The organism is Proteiniborus sp. (assembly GCF_040308045.1).
Lineage (GTDB): Bacteria > Bacillota > Clostridia > Tissierellales > Proteiniboraceae > Proteiniborus.
This window is the reverse complement of record NZ_JAWRHZ010000066.1, coordinates 1-18,531: the sequence shown is the minus strand read 5'-3', so window position 1 is coordinate 18,531 and position 18,531 is coordinate 1. Positions and strand designations below refer to the sequence as shown.

Genomic DNA, 18,531 nt, shown 5'->3' with positions numbered 1-18,531 from the left:
CATCTCCTAACAGGGAGCAACCTGTATAAATATGCTATTGGAGGAATGAATAATGGAATGGTTAAAAAAATTAATTGAAAAGCACACAAAAGATGGAGTATTAAATCAAGAGGAACTTATTAAAGAAGTAAATACAGAGTTTCCTAAACATGCAGTACCTAAGGAAACTTACAATGCCTTAGCTGAAACTAAGACAAAGTTAGAAAAGGACATCTCAGACAGAGATATTCAACTTGAAGATTTAAAAAAAGTAGATGCTGCAGGTCTACAAGCTGAGATAACTAGACTTCAAGGTGAAAATAAGACAGCAAAAGAAACATATGAAAAGGAGTTAAAAGACTTGACACTTACTAATGCTATAAAGCTAGCTATAGCTGGGAAAGTGCATGATGAATCTATCGTATCTGGACTGATAGATAAGACTAAATTGATCATTGGTGATGATGGTAAGATTGTTGGATTAGATGATCAGATAGCTTCTCTAAAGGAAAGCAAAGCATTTCTATTTAAAGAAGAGAATCAGAATCAAAACAACAATCAAAAAGCAGGATTCCAGAAGATAGGTAATCCACCTCCAAATGATCCTGCTGCAATGGATGCTGCAATAGCAGCTGCCTTTGGTAATACAACAGAACAAAAATAATTTTGAAAAGAGGGATATAAATGGCAATTAATTACGCTGAACGTTTTGAAAGACAGATAGAACAACAATTTGCTAGAGAATTAACGTCTGCCGATATGGCAGTAAACAGAAGATACAATTTTATAGATGCTCAAACAATAAAGGTACCTACTGTAACCTTATCAGGTTATAAAGACCATACTAGAGACGGTTCTAAGAATAGAGGAACCGTAGGAAATACATTCCAAGCTTTTTCATTAACTCATGACAGAGATATAGAATTCTTTGTAGATGAGATGGATGTAGATGAGACTAATCAGGTTCTTAGTGCTGCAAATATTACAGCAGTATTCAACCAGGAACAAGCTATACCTGAATTAGATGTCTTTAGATACTCAAAGTTATATGCTGAATTTGTAGCAAACGGTGGAGTAGTAAATACAGAAGTATTGACAACAGCTAACATATTAACTGTATTCGATAAGATGATGGAAGATATGGACGAGGCAGCAGTACCACAATCAGGGAGAATGCTAAAGGTTACACCTAAGGTTTACACTATGCTTAAGAATGCCGAGAAGATCCAAAGAACATTAGATGTTAGTGGAACTAAAGGCATAAATAGAAATGTAAGATCCTTAGATGAAGTAACCATAGTAACTGTGCCAAGTGACAGAATGAAGACATCTTATGATTTCTCAGATGGATTCATAACCGCGGTAGGAGCAAAGCAAATAAACATGATGTTATATCATGCATCTGCAATATTGGCTCCTGTGAAAGTAGCAGATGTTTATCTATGGAACAAGGGAGAAACTCCTGAATCTGCATTTGGTTACCTATATCAGAACAGAATGTACACAGATTTATTCGTAATCAAGGCAAAGAAAGATGCTATTGCAATTAATGCAGAGGCAGCAGTATAAGGAGGGGTAATTAATGTTATATGCAGTAAAAGCCAATAGACAATACAAAATCACAGAAGAAGAAAAGCAAAAGTTTATTAATAGAGGCTATAAAATTGCAGAATTAAAAGATAATAAACTTGTGTTTGAAGAAGTAGAAACAGAAGAATCAAAAGAAATTGCCAAGCTTAAGGCAGAAAATAAAGCGTTAAAAGCTGAGTTGAATGGGCTAAGGAAGGTAGAAACTGAAGAGAAGGAGCCTGAGGGAAAAGAATCTGATAAGGCAAAGAAAACTAAGGGAGAGGGCAAATAGTCCTCTTCTTTCTTTTGAAAGGAAGTGAGGATTATGGCCTATGTGGATTATCAATACTATTCCGATGTGTATAAAGGCAGTTTAGATGAAGCAACAGCACTAAAACTATTGGAAGAGGCTTCAGATGAAGTGGATAAATTGACTTATGGCAGAATTAGAAAAAAAGGCTTTGATAACCTTACTGAGTACCAGCAGGAAATGATTAAGAAAGCAGTATGTTACCAGGCTGACTTTATTAATAAATATGGTGAGTATCTTAATATGCCTATTGAGGGATATAGTGCTGGGGGTATAAGTCTATCTTTTAGCAAAGATAATCAAGGTGCTGGTGGAATAATAGCAGATAAGAAAACTTTAGACTATTTAAGCCAAACAGGGCTTACAGTTAGGAGGTTATAGCTATGAAACTTCCCTTTCCAGATTGGCTCCTTGTTACTCCCATAAAGGTTGTAGCTGAATTACCTGGTGAAGATGGAGTAATAGAAGATTTAATCTTTGATGGTAAATGTAACTTTAATGAAAAAAGCAAGACTGTTATGAATGCAGAAAGACAACTAGTAACCTTGTCAGGCTCTTGCATATTTAAAGGAGATATATATCCTAATAAACCAATCAAAGGCTATATAACTCTAGTCGATAGTGAAGGCAAAAAAATAGAAAGTAAACAGATATATAACTATAGGAAAATTCGTAATCCTGATGGCTCAATATATTCTACAGAATTGGATCTGGTGTAAATGAAGATTAAATTAAATGTTCAACTTAATCAAACTAATATTAAGAAGATACAAGAAGCTGCTATAAAAGCTTTGCCTTTAACTATGGAGGCCATGAAAACAGAAATAAATAATATGCAAGTAGTTCCTAAAGAGACTGGGGATTTAGAAAGATCTGCAGAGGTGACAGCAGAGGATAATAAAGGAGTCCTAAGCTATAATAGGCCCCAAGCTAGAAGGCTTTATTATCATCCTGAGTACGATTTTAGGACTGACAAGAATCCAAATGCTCAAGGCAGATGGCTAGATTCATTTATTCATGGAGATAAGAAAAAGTGGCTAACTGATACTTTTGGTATTCTTCTAAAACAGAACTCAGGTGGGGTGATCAAATGATTACTGCAAGTGATTTTAAAGATTGGCTAAAAAGTAAAATTGATTGCCCTAATTGGTTTACTGGTGGACTTAGGACCCAAGATGAAAAGGCTATAGTTATCTACAATGGTAAAGCTTTTACTAATCCTATGGCCATAGGTGGTATTCAGAATAGTTCTTATGTTGGTAAAGGCATAAGAATATTAGTACATTGGAATAAAAATGTAAAAGAAAGTGAACTAAAAGCGCAAGAAGTTTATAATGCTCTGCATGGCAAAGGCGGAGTCATAGCAAATAAAAGAATTATTCAATTCAAAATGAGAGATCCAGAGCCTATTTACTTAGGTGTAGATGATTCTGGAATCTATGAGTATGTGATTGATTTAGAAATAATAATAGAAAGGTAGGGGTAATATGCCAAATTTAGGAGTATATCCTGTATTTAATATTGATTTTAAGATTGGAACTAAAGGAAGAGCAAGTACTGAAGAGGAAATGGCGGTTATTAAAGACATGGAAACATTCTCCCCTTCTATTGATGGCAATGTAGAAGAGTGGACTCCAATGGATACAGAAGGTTGGATCCGAAGATTAATGACAGGTAAGGCTTTTGCTATTGCCTTAAATGGTAAAAGGCACGTTGGAGATCCTGGGAATGATTATGTTGCAGGATTAGCATGGAAAAGTGGATTAGAATGTTCTTCAAAAGCAGCTATAGTATTTCCTGATGGAGATAGTCTAGAATTTGATTGTATAGTTAATGTAACAACACCATTTGGTGGAGATTCTACTAATGTATCAGGGTTGGAATTAGAATTACAATCTGATGGAAAGCCAAATTACGTACCAGCACCGGTAATACCTTAAAAAGAGGTGAACTAGATGAAGGTAACAGTATTAAGAACGTTTAAGGACTTAAAAGGAAAAGCAATAAGAAAAAAAGACGATGTATTTGAAGTAACAAAGAAAAGGTTTGAAGAAATAAATTCAACTAAACATGGTACTCTAGTAAAGGAAGTAAAAGGAGATGAAGTAAATGAGCAAAATAATTGATATTTCTGCTAAGCTTACCAATGAAAGACCTAAGTTGAAGTTAGCAGAAGATAAAATATATGAAATAGACGATAGGAAAAACACAATACTGCAGCTCAATCAAAAAATGCAAAATGCTGATTTGAATGATTTAAATGTAATTGATGAAATGATCGAAGTAGTATTAGGTAAAGAGGTAGCCAAAGAAATAAATGACATGAATTTACCTATCGTTGCATATCAATCAATTTTAATTGCTATTATGGCTGCAGTTACCGGAGAGGAGTACGAAGCCGCAGAGGCTCGATTTCACAAGGAGACAGCAGGGCAATAGGGAAGATTGGTATGACATATATGAGGATTGGGGGCTTATAGAAGCCTCCTTTACTGCTCAATATGGAATAAGATTGAGAAATGAAAATGACATGTCCTGGAACGAATTTTGTACATTATTAGCAGGAATAATGCCTGAGACACCTCTTGGACAAGTGGTATCTACTAGATCAGAGAATGACAAAGATATCCTTAAAAATTTCACAAAAGAGCAGCACCGGATAAGAAATGAATGGAGAAGTAGACAGAGTAAAGCTATAGTAATGGATAAAGCTGAGATGGAAAAACAGATAAAAATATTTCAAGAGATATGTAAAAGTGCTTTTGGGAAATAGATTCTTGAATCCTCGTATAATATTTGTTATTCTTTAGGTAAGAATAAAAGGGGGATGTATATCATGAAGAGGAAAACAAAATTTATAGTAATAGCTTTAACTGCTATAATGTTGTTGTCTGGATGCGGATCCGGTGGCACAAAGATAACCAAAACTATGTACGATAAAATAGAAAATGGGATGACGATAGAGCAGGTAGAAGAAATACTAGGAGAAGGCGAAGAAAACGCTAGAACTGAAACAGCAGGGATAATCATAGCAAATTATCAATGGATAAATAAAGACGGATCGAATATACAGATAATGTTCCAGGATGGAAAGGTGAATACGAAAGCGCAAGCAGGATTAAAATAGAATTATTTACCTCAAAGCACTTACTTTATAGTAGGTGCTTTTTTAATGTCTAAAAAAGGTGGTGAGACAGATGGCAGATGAGAGTGTAGGAAAAATTCAACTAGACATAGAGATAAGTAAAGGCTCTATTAGTAATGAAATAGGTTCTTTTAATAAAACATTTAGCAATAGTTTTAAAAATGTATTTAGTAGTATGACTACCCAAACAAGTAGATTTGTAAAAAGTACCATAGGTGGAATAGCTAATAGCTTCAAGTCATTTGCGCAAGTTGGAAACAAATCTAATCAAGAAGTAGCACAAAGTTCTGAGGAAATAGCAGTGAAGATTAGAAGCTTAGCCGAACAGATGGAAAATGCGACCAATAGAGCTGAGCTGCACAGGCAAAAAATAAAAGAACTTCAGGCAGAATATAGTAGACTTTTAGGTGCAGGTATGGGGGATGCTTCGCAAGCAAAAAAACTGCAGGAGCAAATTTTAAAAAATGAAGCTTCCATGTTAAGATATGCTAATGCCTCTGATAACACTCGAACTAAAATTGAAAAGCTAGAACAATCTACTCAGAAAGCAAAAAATACAACTAAAGAAGCAGGGAAGCAGTTTGAAAAAGCAGGCGAACAAGCACAGAAATCGGGAAAGAAAATAAATGGATTTGCTACTATGCTTAATCGCTCCTTTATGCGAATCTTAAGAAGAATATTTATATACAATCTGATATATAAAGCGATTCGAGGATTGATTAATTATATCAGTTCAGCTCTAAAGACAAATAAAGAATATAGCAATTCACTAAATCAGATAAAGACTAACCTTAGAGTAGCATTTCAACCTATTTATGACTTTATATTGCCGGCCATAAATGCGCTTATGAGAGCTCTTGCAACTGCCACCACTTATATAGCTACTGCAATATCGGCAATGTTCGGGAAAACCTACAAACAAAGTTATGATGCAGCTAAAGGGCTAGATGATGCTAAGAAAAAAATGGATGGTTACGGAAAGGCTGCTAAGAAAGCACAGAATGCTCTAGCAGGATTCGATGAGATAAACCAACTAGATATCCAGGATAAAGAGTCAGACGGTTCTAAAGAAGATTTTAAAGAATTTGAAATGACTATGTCAGAAACACCTAATATAGACATAAGTGGAGTAGATAAATTTAAAGAAGCTTTACAGCCTACAATAGAATCTTTGAAAATTTTAGGATTAGCACTTGAGCCGTTAAAAAACTTTGTAGCACAGGGATTGCAAGATTTTTATAATACCTTTCTTGTACCTGTAGGTCAATGGACACTAGGAGAAGGACTTCCTAGGTTTATAGATGCAATAACTAAAGGTTTAATGGGGGTAAGCTGGGAAACTATAAATACAAGTTTGAAAAATTTATGGATAACACTTACTCCATTTGCAATAAACATTGGACAAGGCTTATTGTGGTTCTGGGAAAATGTGCTGGTGCCATTAGGTACTTGGACCATGAATGAGATTGTACCGAGATTTTTAGATATACTAGCTGAAGCAATACGAGTTTTAAACGTTACCATAGAGGCTTTAAAACCATTAGGTTTATGGTTATGGGAAAACTTCTTAAAACCTTTAGCAGAATGGACAGGTGGGATAATAATAAGTGTCCTTGATGGGATAAAAGATGCACTTAAAGGTATAGGGGATTGGATATCTGAAAATAAAGAAACTACTCAGGTATTCTTTGGATTATTCGCAACTTGGAAAGCCACAACATTTGTTATAGAAATGGGAAAGGCGACTGCAGCAATAATAGCTAATACTGCTGCGACAATAGCAGGCAAACTTGAAACTATTGCATTGATAGCTTTATATACAAAAGATGCTATTTCAAAAGGGCTAAGTACCGCTGCGACAATAGCTATGACGGTAGCAACTACTTCGTGGAACATAGTAGCAGGCATAGCAACAGGAATAACTACAGCATTTGGGGCAGCAATAGCATTTTTAACATCGCCCATTGGAATTGTTATAGCTGCAATAGGGGCTTTGATAGCAATAGGGGTTTTACTATATAAAAATTGGGATGAAGTTAAAGCTTTTCTGTTAGAGACTTGGGAGAAAATAAAGACAAAAGCTTTAGAAATATGGAATCCTATCAAAAACTTTTTCGCGGATACGTGGGATTCTATGAAAACCAAAGCCTCTGAAATATGGACTGCAATTAAGGACTTTACCGTTAAAAAATGGACTGAAATCAAAACTTTTTTATCAGATTTGTGGGAAGGAATAAAAGGCTCATTTAAAGATGTATGGGAGTCCATGAAAGAATTGTTACCTGCCTTGTTGCATGGCATATTAAACGTTATGAAAAGCTCTTATGAAATGTTCAAAAACATAGGGCACGATATGTTTAATATGGTATGGGAAGGCATGAAAAACATATGGAATAGCATTACCGGTTGGATATCAGAGAAGGTCAATTGGTTAAAAGACAAGCTAATGTTTTGGAAAAAAGGGCAGGAAGAAATGGCATCGGGTGGTGGAACTGGGGGAAGTTCAGGAAGCACAGCTGCTGCCGATTTAAGTAAACGCTCCGAAGATATGGCAGCAAATAAGGACTCCATAATTAAATATGCTAATAAGAATAGAATAAATGGAGATATGAACCTGCTGTATGACATGTGGAAAGCTGGAGGAGCACCAAAACTTGCCAGAGGAGGTATTGTAGATCAGCCTACCTTGGCCATGGTTGGAGAACGTGGTCGAGAAGCAGTAATACCTTTTGAGGATACAAGCTTTCTTGATGCTTTAACCGGTTCAATCATAAGCGCCTTTGCTCAACTATTACCTATGCTACAGGGAGGCAATACTAGTTCTTATGATGAAAATAGAGAACTAGTATTTAATATTGATGGAGTAAAACTTATTAGAATACTGCTACCTAAATTGAATGATGAGCTGATAAGAATGGGCTATAGACCTATATATCAATATGAATAGGAGGGGTTAGGCATATGCTAAAAATAGATGGGGTGGAAATGCCTGCCCCTGTAAAGTACGATGTAGGAATTATGGACTTATCTAAGGCTGAGCGAAATGCTCTAGGCGATATGGTAATAGATAGAATAGCCACAAAAAGAAAGATTGAGCTGGATTTAACAGGACTAAGTAATGAGGAAATTAGCAAGGTATTAAAAGCCGTTTCACCCGTATTCTTTGAGGTAGAATATTTTGATCCTCAAGAAAATAGGCTGCAGACAGGAACATTTTACTCGGGGGATAGAAATGCAAAAGGACTAAGATATGAACAAGGAAAGCTGCTTTGGAAAGGGCTATCCTTCAATATCATAGAACAGTAGGTGATTGTATGTATCCAGTGACACAAGAATTCAATCAAAAAATACTTCAGAAAGTTAGACAAGTATACGGAAAAGTACAAGTAGACTACACTGATCCATTCTTAGACCAAAGTATAGCCACTGAAGCTAATGAGCTTGCTAACATATCACATCCTCAACAGACTACTGACGGTATACAAGAACCACCTGTAAAAGTAGCAAGTTTGGACGGCTCCTGGATATTAGATGGTAGTTATGGCATTGTCGATAATGAATCTCATATAGGGTGGTGGGGTTCACAACTCTCAGGTCAAGATGGATCCTTTGTAGTGCCTTACCCGAAATTGACTGTTATATTTCAATCTAGACCGATACATTCATTAAAAGTTATTGGAGATAAGCTAAGAGTTGAATATCCTGTTGATTTTAATATAAAAATCTATGATGATACAAATAACCTACTGCATACAGAAATAATAGCCGGTAATACAGAGATCATGTGGGAAAAAGAGATTGATGTTATAACTCAAGCTGCTAAATTGGAGCTGGAAATAATAAAATGGAGCTCAGCTAATAGGCAGGTAAAAATACTTGAGTTCTTTACAAGTGTGCAAGAAATTTATGAAGGCAAAGAACTAATCAAGGTAGAGTTGTTGGAAGAAAGAGATACAGGAAGTGAAGGCATACCAGTAGGTAATATAGCTTCAAATGAATTAACACTTATCTTAAATAATAAGTCTAGAAAATTTGATGCCGGTAACACACAAAGTCCTTTATATAATTTGTTAAAACCTAATAGAAGGATCAGAGCCTGGCTAGGTATAGAAAAAGATGATAAGTCAAAAGAATTTGTACCCCTTGGGACCTTTTGGAGTGGAGATTGGGATGCTCCTAAAGACGGTGTTACTGCAACTGTTAAAGCTAGAGATAGGTTCAAGTTCTTAGAAGAAACAACATATGAGAATAATGATATTAGGGTTAATCTTAGTTTATATGATTTAGCTGTTGATATCTTAGTTGATGCTGGATTAAAATCAGAAGAATATTGGGTAGATGAAAGTCTGAAGGATTATATCATTCCATATGTAAAGATGGAAACTCAATCACACAGAGAAGCTCTAAGGAAAGTAGCTAATGCTTGTTTAGGACAGGTGTATTGTGACAGAGATAATATAATTAAGATAGAAAGTTCAAAGCAAGCTGAAGAACTTTATGATATACAAGTATCTGAAAACGCAAATATATCCTATCCAAATCAAATTACTGACGGGATACTGGAGCCTGATGCTTTATATGCAGTTCTAGATGATTCTTGGGCCCTAGGTGGAAGTTATGAGCTGGTGCCTTCAGCAGAAGGTCCACAAATGGGATGGTGGGGAAGCCAAGTATCTGATGAAAATGGTTACTTTATGTATCCATATCCAAAAGCTGAAATAGTATTCTTGAGTAAAGCCGTCGAAATGGTAAGAGTTGTTGGAGACAATCTTAGAGGGGAATATCCTATTGATTTCACCTTAAGAGTATATGATTTATCCAATAATATTCTAGCTGAGCATTATATAACGGATAATAACCAAGTATTCACTGAAATATTAATTCCAGAAAATCCAACAAATGCAACTAAAATAACCTTGGAGATAACAAGATGGAGCCATTCTGGAAGACAATCCAAAATTCTTGAATTTAAAGATATACCTTATAAGCTAGAAATAACACCTAAAGATTACTTCAAGAAGAATAACCCTGCTAAACATTCTAATATGGCAAACTATGTTGAGGTAGTTGCTCATCCAATAGATGCTCAGGGTAATAGTCTTGATGAAATAAAAGTTATAGTAAAAGATGTAGATAGTATAACTAAGAATGGCCAGATAAAATACGTATTTCCAAATAATCCTCTAATTCAGACACAGGAACTAGCTCAAGAAATAGCAAATGCAATACTTATTAACTTCAAAGATCCCAGAAGGGATTTAACATTAGAATGGAGAGGTAATCCTGCATTACTTCTAGGAAATATAATAACGGTTGACGATAGTAAAGAGAAAAATGATTACAAAACAGTAAAACAGGAATTTGAATATGCAGGGTATCTAAGAATGAAAACATTTGGAAGGAGGTTATAGCATGGCTTGGATTCAACCATTTTTAAACTGGGTAGCAGGCATGATACCCACAAAAGATGACTTTAATAGAATTGAGGGCAATACACAGTATTTAAAGGATGAAATTGATACGCAAATGGCTGAGTTAGAGCAGAATAAAGTAGATAAAATAGCAGGTAAGGGATTATCTACTAATGATTATACTACGACAGAAAAAAATAAATTAGCTGGAATAGAAGCAGGAGCAACAAAAGACCAAACAGCAAGTGAGATATTAACTTTATTAAAAACAGTTGATACAAACACAAGTGGATTAAATGCGAATTTTTTGCAGGGTAAGGCTGCTAGTGCATTCTTTCAAGCCACTAGTGACATATTCATAACAGGGGTATATACGGGAGATAAAACACCATCTAGGAATATAACGTTAGGTTTTAAGCCAAAGGCTGTAATAGTTATGGGGTGCGGTTCTATGGTTTTTAATTATAATTCACAGGCTATGGGGGGGTTAGCATTAGACGGTTATCCGGCAAAAAACGGAGCTAATAATGCAGATGTAGAAGCAGTAACAATTAATTCAACTGGTTTTACTGTTTATTACAACCCTGAAAATAAAGTTTATACTAATGCAGACAATGCTTCATATGGTGGTCCCCAATATAATTATATAGCTATTAAATAATTAAAAGAAGGTGATAACGTGATAAATCTAAGAATACAACAAGACGGATTAGTTACAACTTCAGAGTATCCTTCTGTTCCAGAAAAAATAAATGAAACAGATATAATACTTGAAGGTATAGAAAATGAAGAATTGGAAAGAGCAGTATTAGACTCTACAGTAGGAGTTAGAATACTTGATTTTGAGACTTTAGGGTTTGAAACAATACCTAGAGTAATTGAACAAGAACCAACAGAATTAGAACTATTAGGACAAGAAGTGACAATGTTAAAACTTGCAAATATACAGAAAGATGGCACTATAAATGTACTGGGGCAAGAGTTAGCAAATATAAAATTAAAACTATTACAAGGAGGGATGTAAAATGGCATTTTGGAAATTAGCATTCAACATGAAATGGGTAAGTGCAGAACAATTGAGGCTAGCAGTAAAAACAGAAAGTAATCCTTTCGGAGAAATTACTCCAGAGCAGTACAAAGAAATTACAGGAATTGATTTCTAGACTAACCAAGGCTTTAACGTCGAAAAAACAAACCCAAGAAGGGCTTTTTTTATGCCATTCTTTAATGATTTTGGAGGTGAAATAATGAAATATATAAAAGAGAATTTAAAAGAATTTGAAACTTGCAATATTCTTACGTGGCATAATTTAGGCTATACAGGTAAAGGAATAAAAATTGCTAATATGGAAGCGTGTTGTCCTTCCAGCCCAATACATGAAGGTAAAGTACTAGACCCTTTTAATATTGCATATAAAGAATTAAAAAATTCACATGGGGATAAGACAGCTAATGTGCTTCATCAAATAGCGCCTGACGCAACAATCTATTCTTTAAGTGATGGTTTTAATAGAAAAAACGATTATATTTATGGAAATTTAGTAGATAACACTATACCATTTATAAAAGAGAACAGAATCTGCCTAGTGAATGCAAGTTTAGAAGGTTACAATTTTAAAGCTATAAATAACATTTATGAAGAATTAAAAACACATAATGTTACTTTAGTTACCTCGGCAGGCAACATTGGTTCAAGAGGATTGACTGCTTATGCACAGTCAAATGTTTGGATTGCAGTAGGTGCTGCTGGATACAATGATTGGACAGAGCACAAACCAACTATATTCTTAAAAGACTACTCAAGCATCGGAAAGGAGTTAGATTTAGTATCATTTAGTGGGTTAGCAATTAGAGATGTTACTGACTACGACAGGGCATTTGAAGTAGATGGGACAAGTTTTTCAAGCCCAATGTTCTGTGGAATGTTGGCTCTTGTGCAGCAACTCTTCTTAGAGAAGACAGGACGAACATTGTATCAAGATGAAATTGAATTATTATTGCAAGATAATTTAATAGACTTAGGAGCTGCAGGTTGGGATGAAAAATTTGGTCACGGATTATTTATATTACCGCACCCAAATGAGATAGATGTCAACAAATATTTATTAAGAGGACAGCCTCCTAAAGGTGGTGAAATATTGAAGTTTCCAGACGTTAAAAAAGATAGATGGTCCGCAGCAGATATAGATTTAGTATCTAATTTAGGTATAATGCAAGGATTACCAGATGGTACATTTGCTCCTGCAAAACCAGTTACTAGAGAAGAACTTGCAACGGTAATAGCTAGGTTAATTAGAGAAGGCTACATAAAAAAATAAAACACGGAGGTGCAATATGCAAAAGAACTTTGATGTAGGATTTATTGTTAGTATACTTGGTAGCATAGTTACTTACCTATTAGGTGGAATAGATTCATTATTGCAGGTACTACTAATCTTTATGGTTGTAGATTATATAACCGGCTTAGCAAAGGGATATGTAAAAAAAGAACTTAATAGTACAATAGGATTTAGAGGACTCCTAAAGAAGGCCCTTATTTTATTTGTACTAATTGTTGCTGTACAGCTAGATAAAGTTGCTGAGACTGAACAAGCTTTTAGGACTGTAGTAGCATGGTTTTATATTGGCATAGAAGGTATTAGTCTGTTAGAAAACTCTGCTGAAATAGGTCTACCAGTACCAAAGAAATTACTTGATGCCTTGAAGATTTTTAAGGACAGGGGAGAAGAGAGGAAGCTAGAATGAAATATAACGAAGTAAAGAAACAACACTTATTGAAAGATCATAAGAAAAGAATAGGGAAATCCTTAGATTTTCAATATATAACTGTGCATAACACAGCTAATCCTGATTCTTCAGCTGAGGATGAAAGAGCATGGTTGGATAATAAAAATAATACTAGCACTACTGGATGGCATATAGTAGTAGATGAATTTGAAGCTATAGAAGCTATACCTCTTTCAGAAGTTGCACATCATGCTGGAGACGGTAAAAGTGGACCAGGCAACAATAAGTCTATAGGAATAGAAATTTGCGAATTTGGAAACTATGCTAAATCAGAACAAAATGCTATAGAACTTATAGCATCTATACTAATAGAGAAAAACTGGGGGACAGACAGAGTAAAGCCACACAAACACTGGAGTGGTAAACAATGTCCTAGGCTAATACTTCCATACTGGGATGATTTTATTAAGCGTATAGGTGAGGAAATAAAGAAACAGAAAAATAACGAAGTCTCCTCATGGGCCAAAGAAGCTCATGAATGGGTAATAAAAAATAATATTAGTGATGGTACTAGACCAAAGGCTCCTGTTACAAGAGAGGAAGTTTGGACAATGTTGTATAGATTTAAGGCTGGGGAGTGATCCTCAGCTCTTTTTTTATTTTTTGATAATGCTTTATTATTTAAGATTTTGTTATATAGTTGATATTTTTACAGCAATATTATAAAGTCAAATTAAATTAATTAATGAAAAGTTAATCTTTGTCGAACGAAAGTTATCCACAGATTTTATCAAAAAAGAAGGAATTTAGGATTAAAAATTTAACATTACCTAGCATAGATTGAATAGAGAATACGGAGGCTTAAAGATGTATGTCTTAGTTAAACTAAAAATGAAACCCGATGAGAACATTATTAATAAACTAAAAGAAAGCCACATACATATAGAATATGTATTAACTATGCAGCCTATTATATGTATAAAAGTTGATGATTTAGAAATTCTAAATTCTTTCGATTTTATTGAATACTATGAACTAGACGAAAATTTTGAAGTCCAAAAAATGAATATCTTACCTAATGTTAGGGTAAATAAACTAAAGAGCAATAACTATTTCGGTAACAATATAAGTGTTGCAGTATTAGATAGCGGCATGGATGATAACTTAGTTGATGTATCCAAAAGCGTAGTTTTTTCTAACTCAGTTAATGGTAAGGACGCTAGACCTAAGGGAAGGTTACATGGAACTGTTGTAGGTAGGGTAATAAAATATATTGCACCCTGGAGTAAGATAATAAATTTAAAAGTAGCATGTGACGATGGGAGCATTCCAAAGAGAGCAATACTAAAAGCTTTAGAGTGGGCTTATTTAAACAAGACACGTATAATTAACATGTCACTTGGAAAACCTTCTAAATGTAATGACAAGTGTATGGTATGTAATGCTGTTAATCAAATGTGTGATGAAGGATTTGTTATAGTAGCTGCTATTGGGAATTATGGCGAAAAAGGCAAAGGTATAACAGGATGCCCAGGAAATGCTGAAAAAGCATTAACAGTTGGAGCAGTTGATTCAAATAAGAACTTAGCTGGTTACAGTAGTACTGCACCTGAGGGCGTAAAAAAACCAAATATTTTAGCTCCTGGATATGTAACGATAAAAGGCGATTTACCACACACGGGAACATCCTTTTCGGCTCCTTTTGCTACTGGTGTTATTGCAGCCTTAGCTCAAACATATGATCCATTAAAAATTAGAGAGGCAATAGAAACAACAGCAAGGAGCATAGGATTAAAGGCGAATGAAGAAGGTAATGGGGTAATTAATATTGAAGGATTGTTGGAGGTGTTAAAGAATGAAAGAAGTATTAATCAAAGTTAAGGATAAAAGTGTAGTGATGAGATTAAAGCAAATTGGTAATATAGAAACAGTTTCTCAAATATTTAATATATACTCAATGAAACTAACTGAAAAACAAATCATTGAAGTGACAAATGTACACGGGGTATTAAATGTGGAAGAAGATGATTGCTTTGAAGTCCAAAATGAGTACATTATTTAAAATGTTAAACAGAGTAGATACAGAATAGGTACTGTGCTTATATTAAATAGCATAGTACTTATTTTTTATTTTAAATAGTTTCTTATTAACTTATATTTTTCTACACACCATTCATGATAAAGAGGAATTAAATTAAGTATAAAGAATAATATCCTTAGTAACTACAGTTCGAAAGTTAATTTCAAATAAATTGGAGGCATTATTATGTTAAAAGTAGGAAGAAATGATAGATGCCCTTGTGGAAGTGGGGAAAAATATAAAAAGTGCTGTATTAATAAAGAGGCAGAGTATCAAAAATTGGGGGTAAACTACAAAGGAGAGGAAATCATATTTGACAAGAGCTCTTCTAATCAAATATACAGAGAAATAAAAGCTTTGAATAGAGAAGTTTTCAATTTAAAACAACCTATACAAGTTAATATGGGGCTTAATTTACTTAACGAATATTATAATCTTTCTGATAGAAATATGAAACTTTTTTCTCAGTATGCTTCATGCCATAAAGGATGTAGTGAATGCTGTTATATACATGTTGAAATATCAGCAATTGAAGCAGAAAATATCAGAAAGTATATAATTAATCATTTTACTCCTGATGAAATTAACAGAATAGAAGAAAAAATAATAGAACAGTCTAGACATTTTCCAAATTATAAAAGTTTATATTCAGAAAAAGATCTTGAAGTTGTGAGAAGTTACATACAAAAAGAACACTTTGGTTGTGCTTTCCTATCTAATAATGGTGAATGCGTGATATATCAAGTTCGTCCACTTAATTGTAGAACTTTTTTAGTAGCATCGGATCCTGATGATTGTAAGGAAGGTAGAACTAATTTAGAATATAGAAGTAATGTTATAGAGGAGTTAAAAAATGAAGTAGAATGCCTATCTCTTAGAATTTATCCTAATTTAGTTTATAATAATAGAGTCTTAGTAAGGTATATAAGTGATTGGTTTGCAGATGGATTCAAAAATATAAAACTAAAACTGTAATATGATAGATACTTAAACCTAGCCTTTTTATCTTACAGAATTTTTATTTATTGCGTAGATTAAGAATAGTATATATGATTGTAAGAAAATATTGTTGCCAACTTGTTGCCACACTCATATAAAATATAAGCACATAGATAACTAATAAAATAATAAAACGTGCATTTTGCGCACTTAGATAAATTCAATTAATTAGAAAACTAGTGAAATACAATGGGCGGAATGATGTAGTTATGAGATAAAGCTATAACTGATAACAAGTAGGTACCTATTCTTCAGTGCCGATGTCTGTCAGTAATGCTTTTGCCTTTCCAGTAGGCATAGTCCATCTTTGGGTAAGGTATCTGATTCCTGCAGAGAGTTCACCGTCTGGACCACCAAACTGTTCAATAATCATAGCTGCAAGTGCTGGGTTAGTAGTATTTACTCTTACAGGATATTCTAGCTTTTTCTCATAAATCCACATATATTCTTAGCCTCCTTTATTAGCATCTACATTTTCCAAAATCTACATCCCATGGCCAAGGTTCATCAACATATTGCCATGGGCATCTACTCATACTTGTAAATTTCAACGGACCGTATTGTGATTCATAAAGACATTCAAGCTCTCTATATTTTTGAGAGAAAGTATTATGGAGTCTCACTGCTCTTTCGTCATCTGGATGAGTGTCAAGATATAGATTAGTTTCTACCAATACAAATCCTACTTCCATAAGCTGCTCAAGCAATTCTGCTTGGTTATTTTTCATAAATTGCACCTCCTAAAACTTTATTTACAATATACTTCTTTTTTATATGGCTCATGAAGCTCTGGAAATAATGTTCCTTTTTTTAAAGCTTCTGCAGCGGAGAAAACCCTATCCATAGTTTGAAATGGCACATAGGCATGTGCAAGTTTTGTATATGGTTCCATGGGTGGGATACAGAATATACATCTGTCCTTATCTTTCATGAAAAAACCTCCTTACAAAATAATATTGTGCAATACCATATTACGCTAATGAAACATTAAGTGTGATATTATAATGACCATAAGAAAGAGTAAACCAAGGAAGCAATTGTAATTATATGTTTTCTGTGCTATTATTTTACTAAAAAGATATATGCGCTTTAATTAAAAAAGGAGAGAACTATGATAAAGGTATTAATAGTAGATGATCAAAGCTTAATACGAGAGGGCCTTAACATGATGTTGAGTCTTTATAGTAATATATCTATAGTAGGAGAGGCAACTAGCGGGAAAGATGCTATAGAATTTTTGAAGGAAAAGGAAGTGGATTTGATACTTATGGATATACGAATGCCCATAATGGATGGGGTAGAGGCTACAAAGGTCATTAAGGAAAAATATTCTCAAACTAAGGTACTTATACTAACTACTTTCAACGAAGACGAATACATAATCCAAGGATTAAAAAATGGTGCAGATGGATACTTGCTTAAAGATATAAGCTCTGAAGAATTAGTTAAAGCAATACAAACAGTATATGAAGGGAATATACTTCTGCAACCTGATGTAGCTAAAAAGATAGTTAACTCAATGGAAGAGAATGCTACAAATAAGAATATTAAAAGAGATAGTTTAAAGGAACTTACCAGAAGGGAAAAAGAAATAGCATTATTAATTGGAGAAGGTAAAAGCAACAAAGAAATTGCAGAGACTCTTTTTATTACAGAAGGAACAGTAAAAAATCATATAACTAAGATATTAGACAAGCTAGATTTAAGAGACAGAACCCAATTAGCATTAATAATTAATAATAAATAGATTTTGTCATAGATTGTGATTGCTTGAGGTTTAGGTAATATCATTACTTAAGTCATGCAAAAATATGACTATTATGATTACCTTAGCTAGAAGAAAATCTTCCTAAAACCTTATATACTGATAATGAAATTACTTTAGGAGGTTAATATATGAGCGGTTTAAAGAAGGTTGTATTTTTCATTTCCTTTCCATTTTCTTTTATAGCCTTTATATTTCCGATATATGCTTCAAACTTAGGCGCAAGTGTGATTGAAATAGGATATCTTTATACTATATTTTCAATAATAACTATACTAATAAGACCTATAGTTGGAAATTTAATTGATAATAAGGGGAGAAAAAAAGGCATAGTTATAGGTGTAGCTCTTTATGTAATAGTAAATATCTTATTTGCATTAGCTAATGATTTTAAATACTTACTCATTGCAAGAATATTACAAAGTTTAGCAGCATCATTTTTATGGATAAGTATAGACGCGTTTATTTCAGATATTAGCAATAGAGAAAATAGGGCAGAAAACTTCGGTATATTAGATCAAACACAGGTCAAAGGAGCGTTTTTAG

The 18,531-nt window shown here is 33.9% G+C and carries 28 protein-coding genes and 1 pseudogene; 26 read left to right on the top strand and 3 right to left on the bottom strand.

Annotated elements, in window-relative coordinates:
• Positions 1-52 precede the first annotated feature (52 nt).
• From ABV008_RS15445 to ABV008_RS15330, 24 genes are all read left to right on the top strand, one after another.
• Positions 53-643, top strand: a complete 591-nt coding sequence (locus ABV008_RS15445) for a phage scaffolding protein (RefSeq protein WP_352420738.1) — start codon at positions 53-55, stop codon at positions 641-643.
• 20 nt (positions 644-663) lie between these two features.
• Positions 664-1,548 (top strand): capsid protein, encoded by an 885-nt coding sequence (locus ABV008_RS15440; protein ID WP_352420737.1) that lies wholly within the window; start codon positions 664-666, stop codon positions 1,546-1,548.
• Between the two features lie 13 nt (positions 1,549-1,561).
• Positions 1,562-1,840 (top strand): hypothetical protein, encoded by a 279-nt coding sequence (locus ABV008_RS15435; protein ID WP_352420736.1) that lies wholly within the window; start codon positions 1,562-1,564, stop codon positions 1,838-1,840.
• Between the two features lie 33 nt (positions 1,841-1,873).
• Entirely contained in the window at positions 1,874-2,239 is a 366-nt protein-coding gene (locus tag ABV008_RS15430) for a head-tail connector protein (protein ID WP_352420781.1), read from the top strand.
• A gap of 2 nt (positions 2,240-2,241) precedes the next feature.
• Positions 2,242-2,577: a hypothetical protein gene (locus ABV008_RS15425; RefSeq protein WP_352420735.1), complete on the top strand. Its 336-nt coding sequence runs from the start codon at positions 2,242-2,244 to the stop codon at positions 2,575-2,577.
• Entirely contained in the window at positions 2,578-2,952 is a 375-nt protein-coding gene (locus tag ABV008_RS15420; protein WP_352420734.1) for a hypothetical protein, read from the top strand.
• Positions 2,949-3,338 (top strand): phage tail terminator protein, encoded by a 390-nt coding sequence (locus tag ABV008_RS15415; RefSeq protein WP_352420733.1) that lies wholly within the window; start codon positions 2,949-2,951, stop codon positions 3,336-3,338. Before ABV008_RS15420 ends, ABV008_RS15415 begins: the two co-directional genes overlap by 4 nt.
• A gap of 7 nt (positions 3,339-3,345) precedes the next feature.
• Entirely contained in the window at positions 3,346-3,798 is a 453-nt protein-coding gene (locus ABV008_RS15410; RefSeq protein ID WP_352420732.1) for a phage tail tube protein, read from the top strand.
• A 15-nt stretch (positions 3,799-3,813) separates the two neighbouring features.
• Complete coding sequence (locus ABV008_RS15405; RefSeq protein ID WP_352420731.1) at positions 3,814-3,984, top strand: hypothetical protein; 171 nt, start codon at positions 3,814-3,816, stop codon at positions 3,982-3,984.
• Positions 3,968-4,297, top strand: coding sequence for a hypothetical protein (locus tag ABV008_RS15400; RefSeq protein WP_352420730.1), 330 nt, complete (start codon positions 3,968-3,970; stop codon positions 4,295-4,297). The genes ABV008_RS15405 and ABV008_RS15400 overlap by 17 nt, the downstream gene beginning before the upstream one ends.
• 16 nt (positions 4,298-4,313) lie before the next feature.
• Entirely contained in the window at positions 4,314-4,631 is a 318-nt protein-coding gene (locus tag ABV008_RS15395) for a Gp15 family bacteriophage protein (RefSeq protein ID WP_352420780.1), read from the top strand.
• A gap of 63 nt (positions 4,632-4,694) precedes the next feature.
• Positions 4,695-4,985: a DUF3862 domain-containing protein gene (locus tag ABV008_RS15390; protein ID WP_352420729.1), complete on the top strand. Its 291-nt coding sequence runs from the start codon at positions 4,695-4,697 to the stop codon at positions 4,983-4,985.
• A gap of 70 nt (positions 4,986-5,055) precedes the next feature.
• The gene (locus tag ABV008_RS15385) at positions 5,056-7,950 is read left to right on the top strand and encodes a hypothetical protein (RefSeq protein WP_352420728.1); all 2,895 of its coding nucleotides are present in this window, start codon (positions 5,056-5,058) and stop codon (positions 7,948-7,950) included.
• A 14-nt stretch (positions 7,951-7,964) separates the two neighbouring features.
• Positions 7,965-8,309: a DUF6711 family protein gene (locus ABV008_RS15380; protein WP_352420727.1), complete on the top strand. Its 345-nt coding sequence runs from the start codon at positions 7,965-7,967 to the stop codon at positions 8,307-8,309.
• An 8-nt stretch (positions 8,310-8,317) separates the two neighbouring features.
• Positions 8,318-10,414: a hypothetical protein gene (locus ABV008_RS15375; protein WP_352420726.1), complete on the top strand. Its 2,097-nt coding sequence runs from the start codon at positions 8,318-8,320 to the stop codon at positions 10,412-10,414.
• 1 nt (position 10,415) lies between these two features.
• The gene (locus ABV008_RS15370) at positions 10,416-11,075 is read left to right on the top strand and encodes a hypothetical protein (RefSeq protein WP_352420725.1); all 660 of its coding nucleotides are present in this window, start codon (positions 10,416-10,418) and stop codon (positions 11,073-11,075) included.
• An 18-nt stretch (positions 11,076-11,093) separates the two neighbouring features.
• Positions 11,094-11,438, top strand: a complete 345-nt coding sequence (locus tag ABV008_RS15365) for a hypothetical protein (RefSeq protein WP_352420724.1) — start codon at positions 11,094-11,096, stop codon at positions 11,436-11,438.
• Position 11,439: 1 nt separating this feature from the next.
• Complete coding sequence (locus ABV008_RS15360) at positions 11,440-11,577, top strand: XkdX family protein (protein WP_352420723.1); 138 nt, start codon at positions 11,440-11,442, stop codon at positions 11,575-11,577.
• 84 nt (positions 11,578-11,661) lie between these two features.
• Positions 11,662-12,732 (top strand): S8 family serine peptidase, encoded by a 1,071-nt coding sequence (locus ABV008_RS15355; protein ID WP_352420722.1) that lies wholly within the window; start codon positions 11,662-11,664, stop codon positions 12,730-12,732.
• A gap of 16 nt (positions 12,733-12,748) precedes the next feature.
• On the top strand, positions 12,749-13,159 hold the full coding sequence (locus tag ABV008_RS15350) for a phage holin family protein (RefSeq protein WP_352420721.1): 411 nt from the start codon (positions 12,749-12,751) through the stop codon (positions 13,157-13,159).
• On the top strand, positions 13,156-13,782 hold the full coding sequence (locus tag ABV008_RS15345; protein ID WP_352420720.1) for a peptidoglycan recognition protein family protein: 627 nt from the start codon (positions 13,156-13,158) through the stop codon (positions 13,780-13,782). The genes ABV008_RS15350 and ABV008_RS15345 overlap by 4 nt, the downstream gene beginning before the upstream one ends.
• 226 nt (positions 13,783-14,008) lie before the next feature.
• Complete coding sequence (locus ABV008_RS15340; protein ID WP_352420719.1) at positions 14,009-15,022, top strand: S8 family peptidase; 1,014 nt, start codon at positions 14,009-14,011, stop codon at positions 15,020-15,022.
• Positions 14,997-15,203, top strand: coding sequence for a hypothetical protein (locus ABV008_RS15335; RefSeq protein ID WP_352420718.1), 207 nt, complete (start codon positions 14,997-14,999; stop codon positions 15,201-15,203). The genes ABV008_RS15340 and ABV008_RS15335 overlap by 26 nt, the downstream gene beginning before the upstream one ends.
• Positions 15,204-15,407: 204 nt before the next feature.
• Positions 15,408-16,196: a YecA family protein gene (locus ABV008_RS15330; RefSeq protein ID WP_352420717.1), complete on the top strand. Its 789-nt coding sequence runs from the start codon at positions 15,408-15,410 to the stop codon at positions 16,194-16,196.
• Between the two features lie 271 nt (positions 16,197-16,467).
• Here the strand turns inward: ABV008_RS15330 and ABV008_RS15325 are convergent.
• The 3 genes and pseudogenes from ABV008_RS15325 to ABV008_RS15315 all read right to left on the bottom strand — a co-directional run.
• Positions 16,468-16,662: pseudogene (locus tag ABV008_RS15325) on the bottom strand (manganese catalase family protein); the annotation flags it as partial.
• A 19-nt stretch (positions 16,663-16,681) separates the two neighbouring features.
• Positions 16,682-16,948 carry a spore coat protein CotJB gene (locus ABV008_RS15320; RefSeq protein WP_352420716.1) on the bottom strand — a complete coding sequence of 89 codons (267 nt, stop codon included), beginning with the start codon at positions 16,946-16,948 and terminating at the stop codon, positions 16,682-16,684.
• Between the two features lie 20 nt (positions 16,949-16,968).
• The gene (locus tag ABV008_RS15315; protein WP_352420715.1) at positions 16,969-17,151 is read right to left on the bottom strand and encodes a spore coat associated protein CotJA; all 183 of its coding nucleotides are present in this window, start codon (positions 17,149-17,151) and stop codon (positions 16,969-16,971) included.
• 180 nt (positions 17,152-17,331) lie between these two features.
• Here ABV008_RS15315 and ABV008_RS15310 point away from each other — a divergent pair, with 180 nt between their 5' ends.
• Together ABV008_RS15310 and ABV008_RS15305 are read left to right on the top strand one after the other, a co-directional pair.
• Positions 17,332-17,967: a response regulator gene (locus tag ABV008_RS15310; RefSeq protein ID WP_352420714.1), complete on the top strand. Its 636-nt coding sequence runs from the start codon at positions 17,332-17,334 to the stop codon at positions 17,965-17,967.
• Positions 17,968-18,116: 149 nt separating this feature from the next.
• The coding region (locus tag ABV008_RS15305) for an MFS transporter (RefSeq protein WP_352420713.1) at positions 18,117-18,531 on the top strand (415 nt) is incomplete at its 3' end.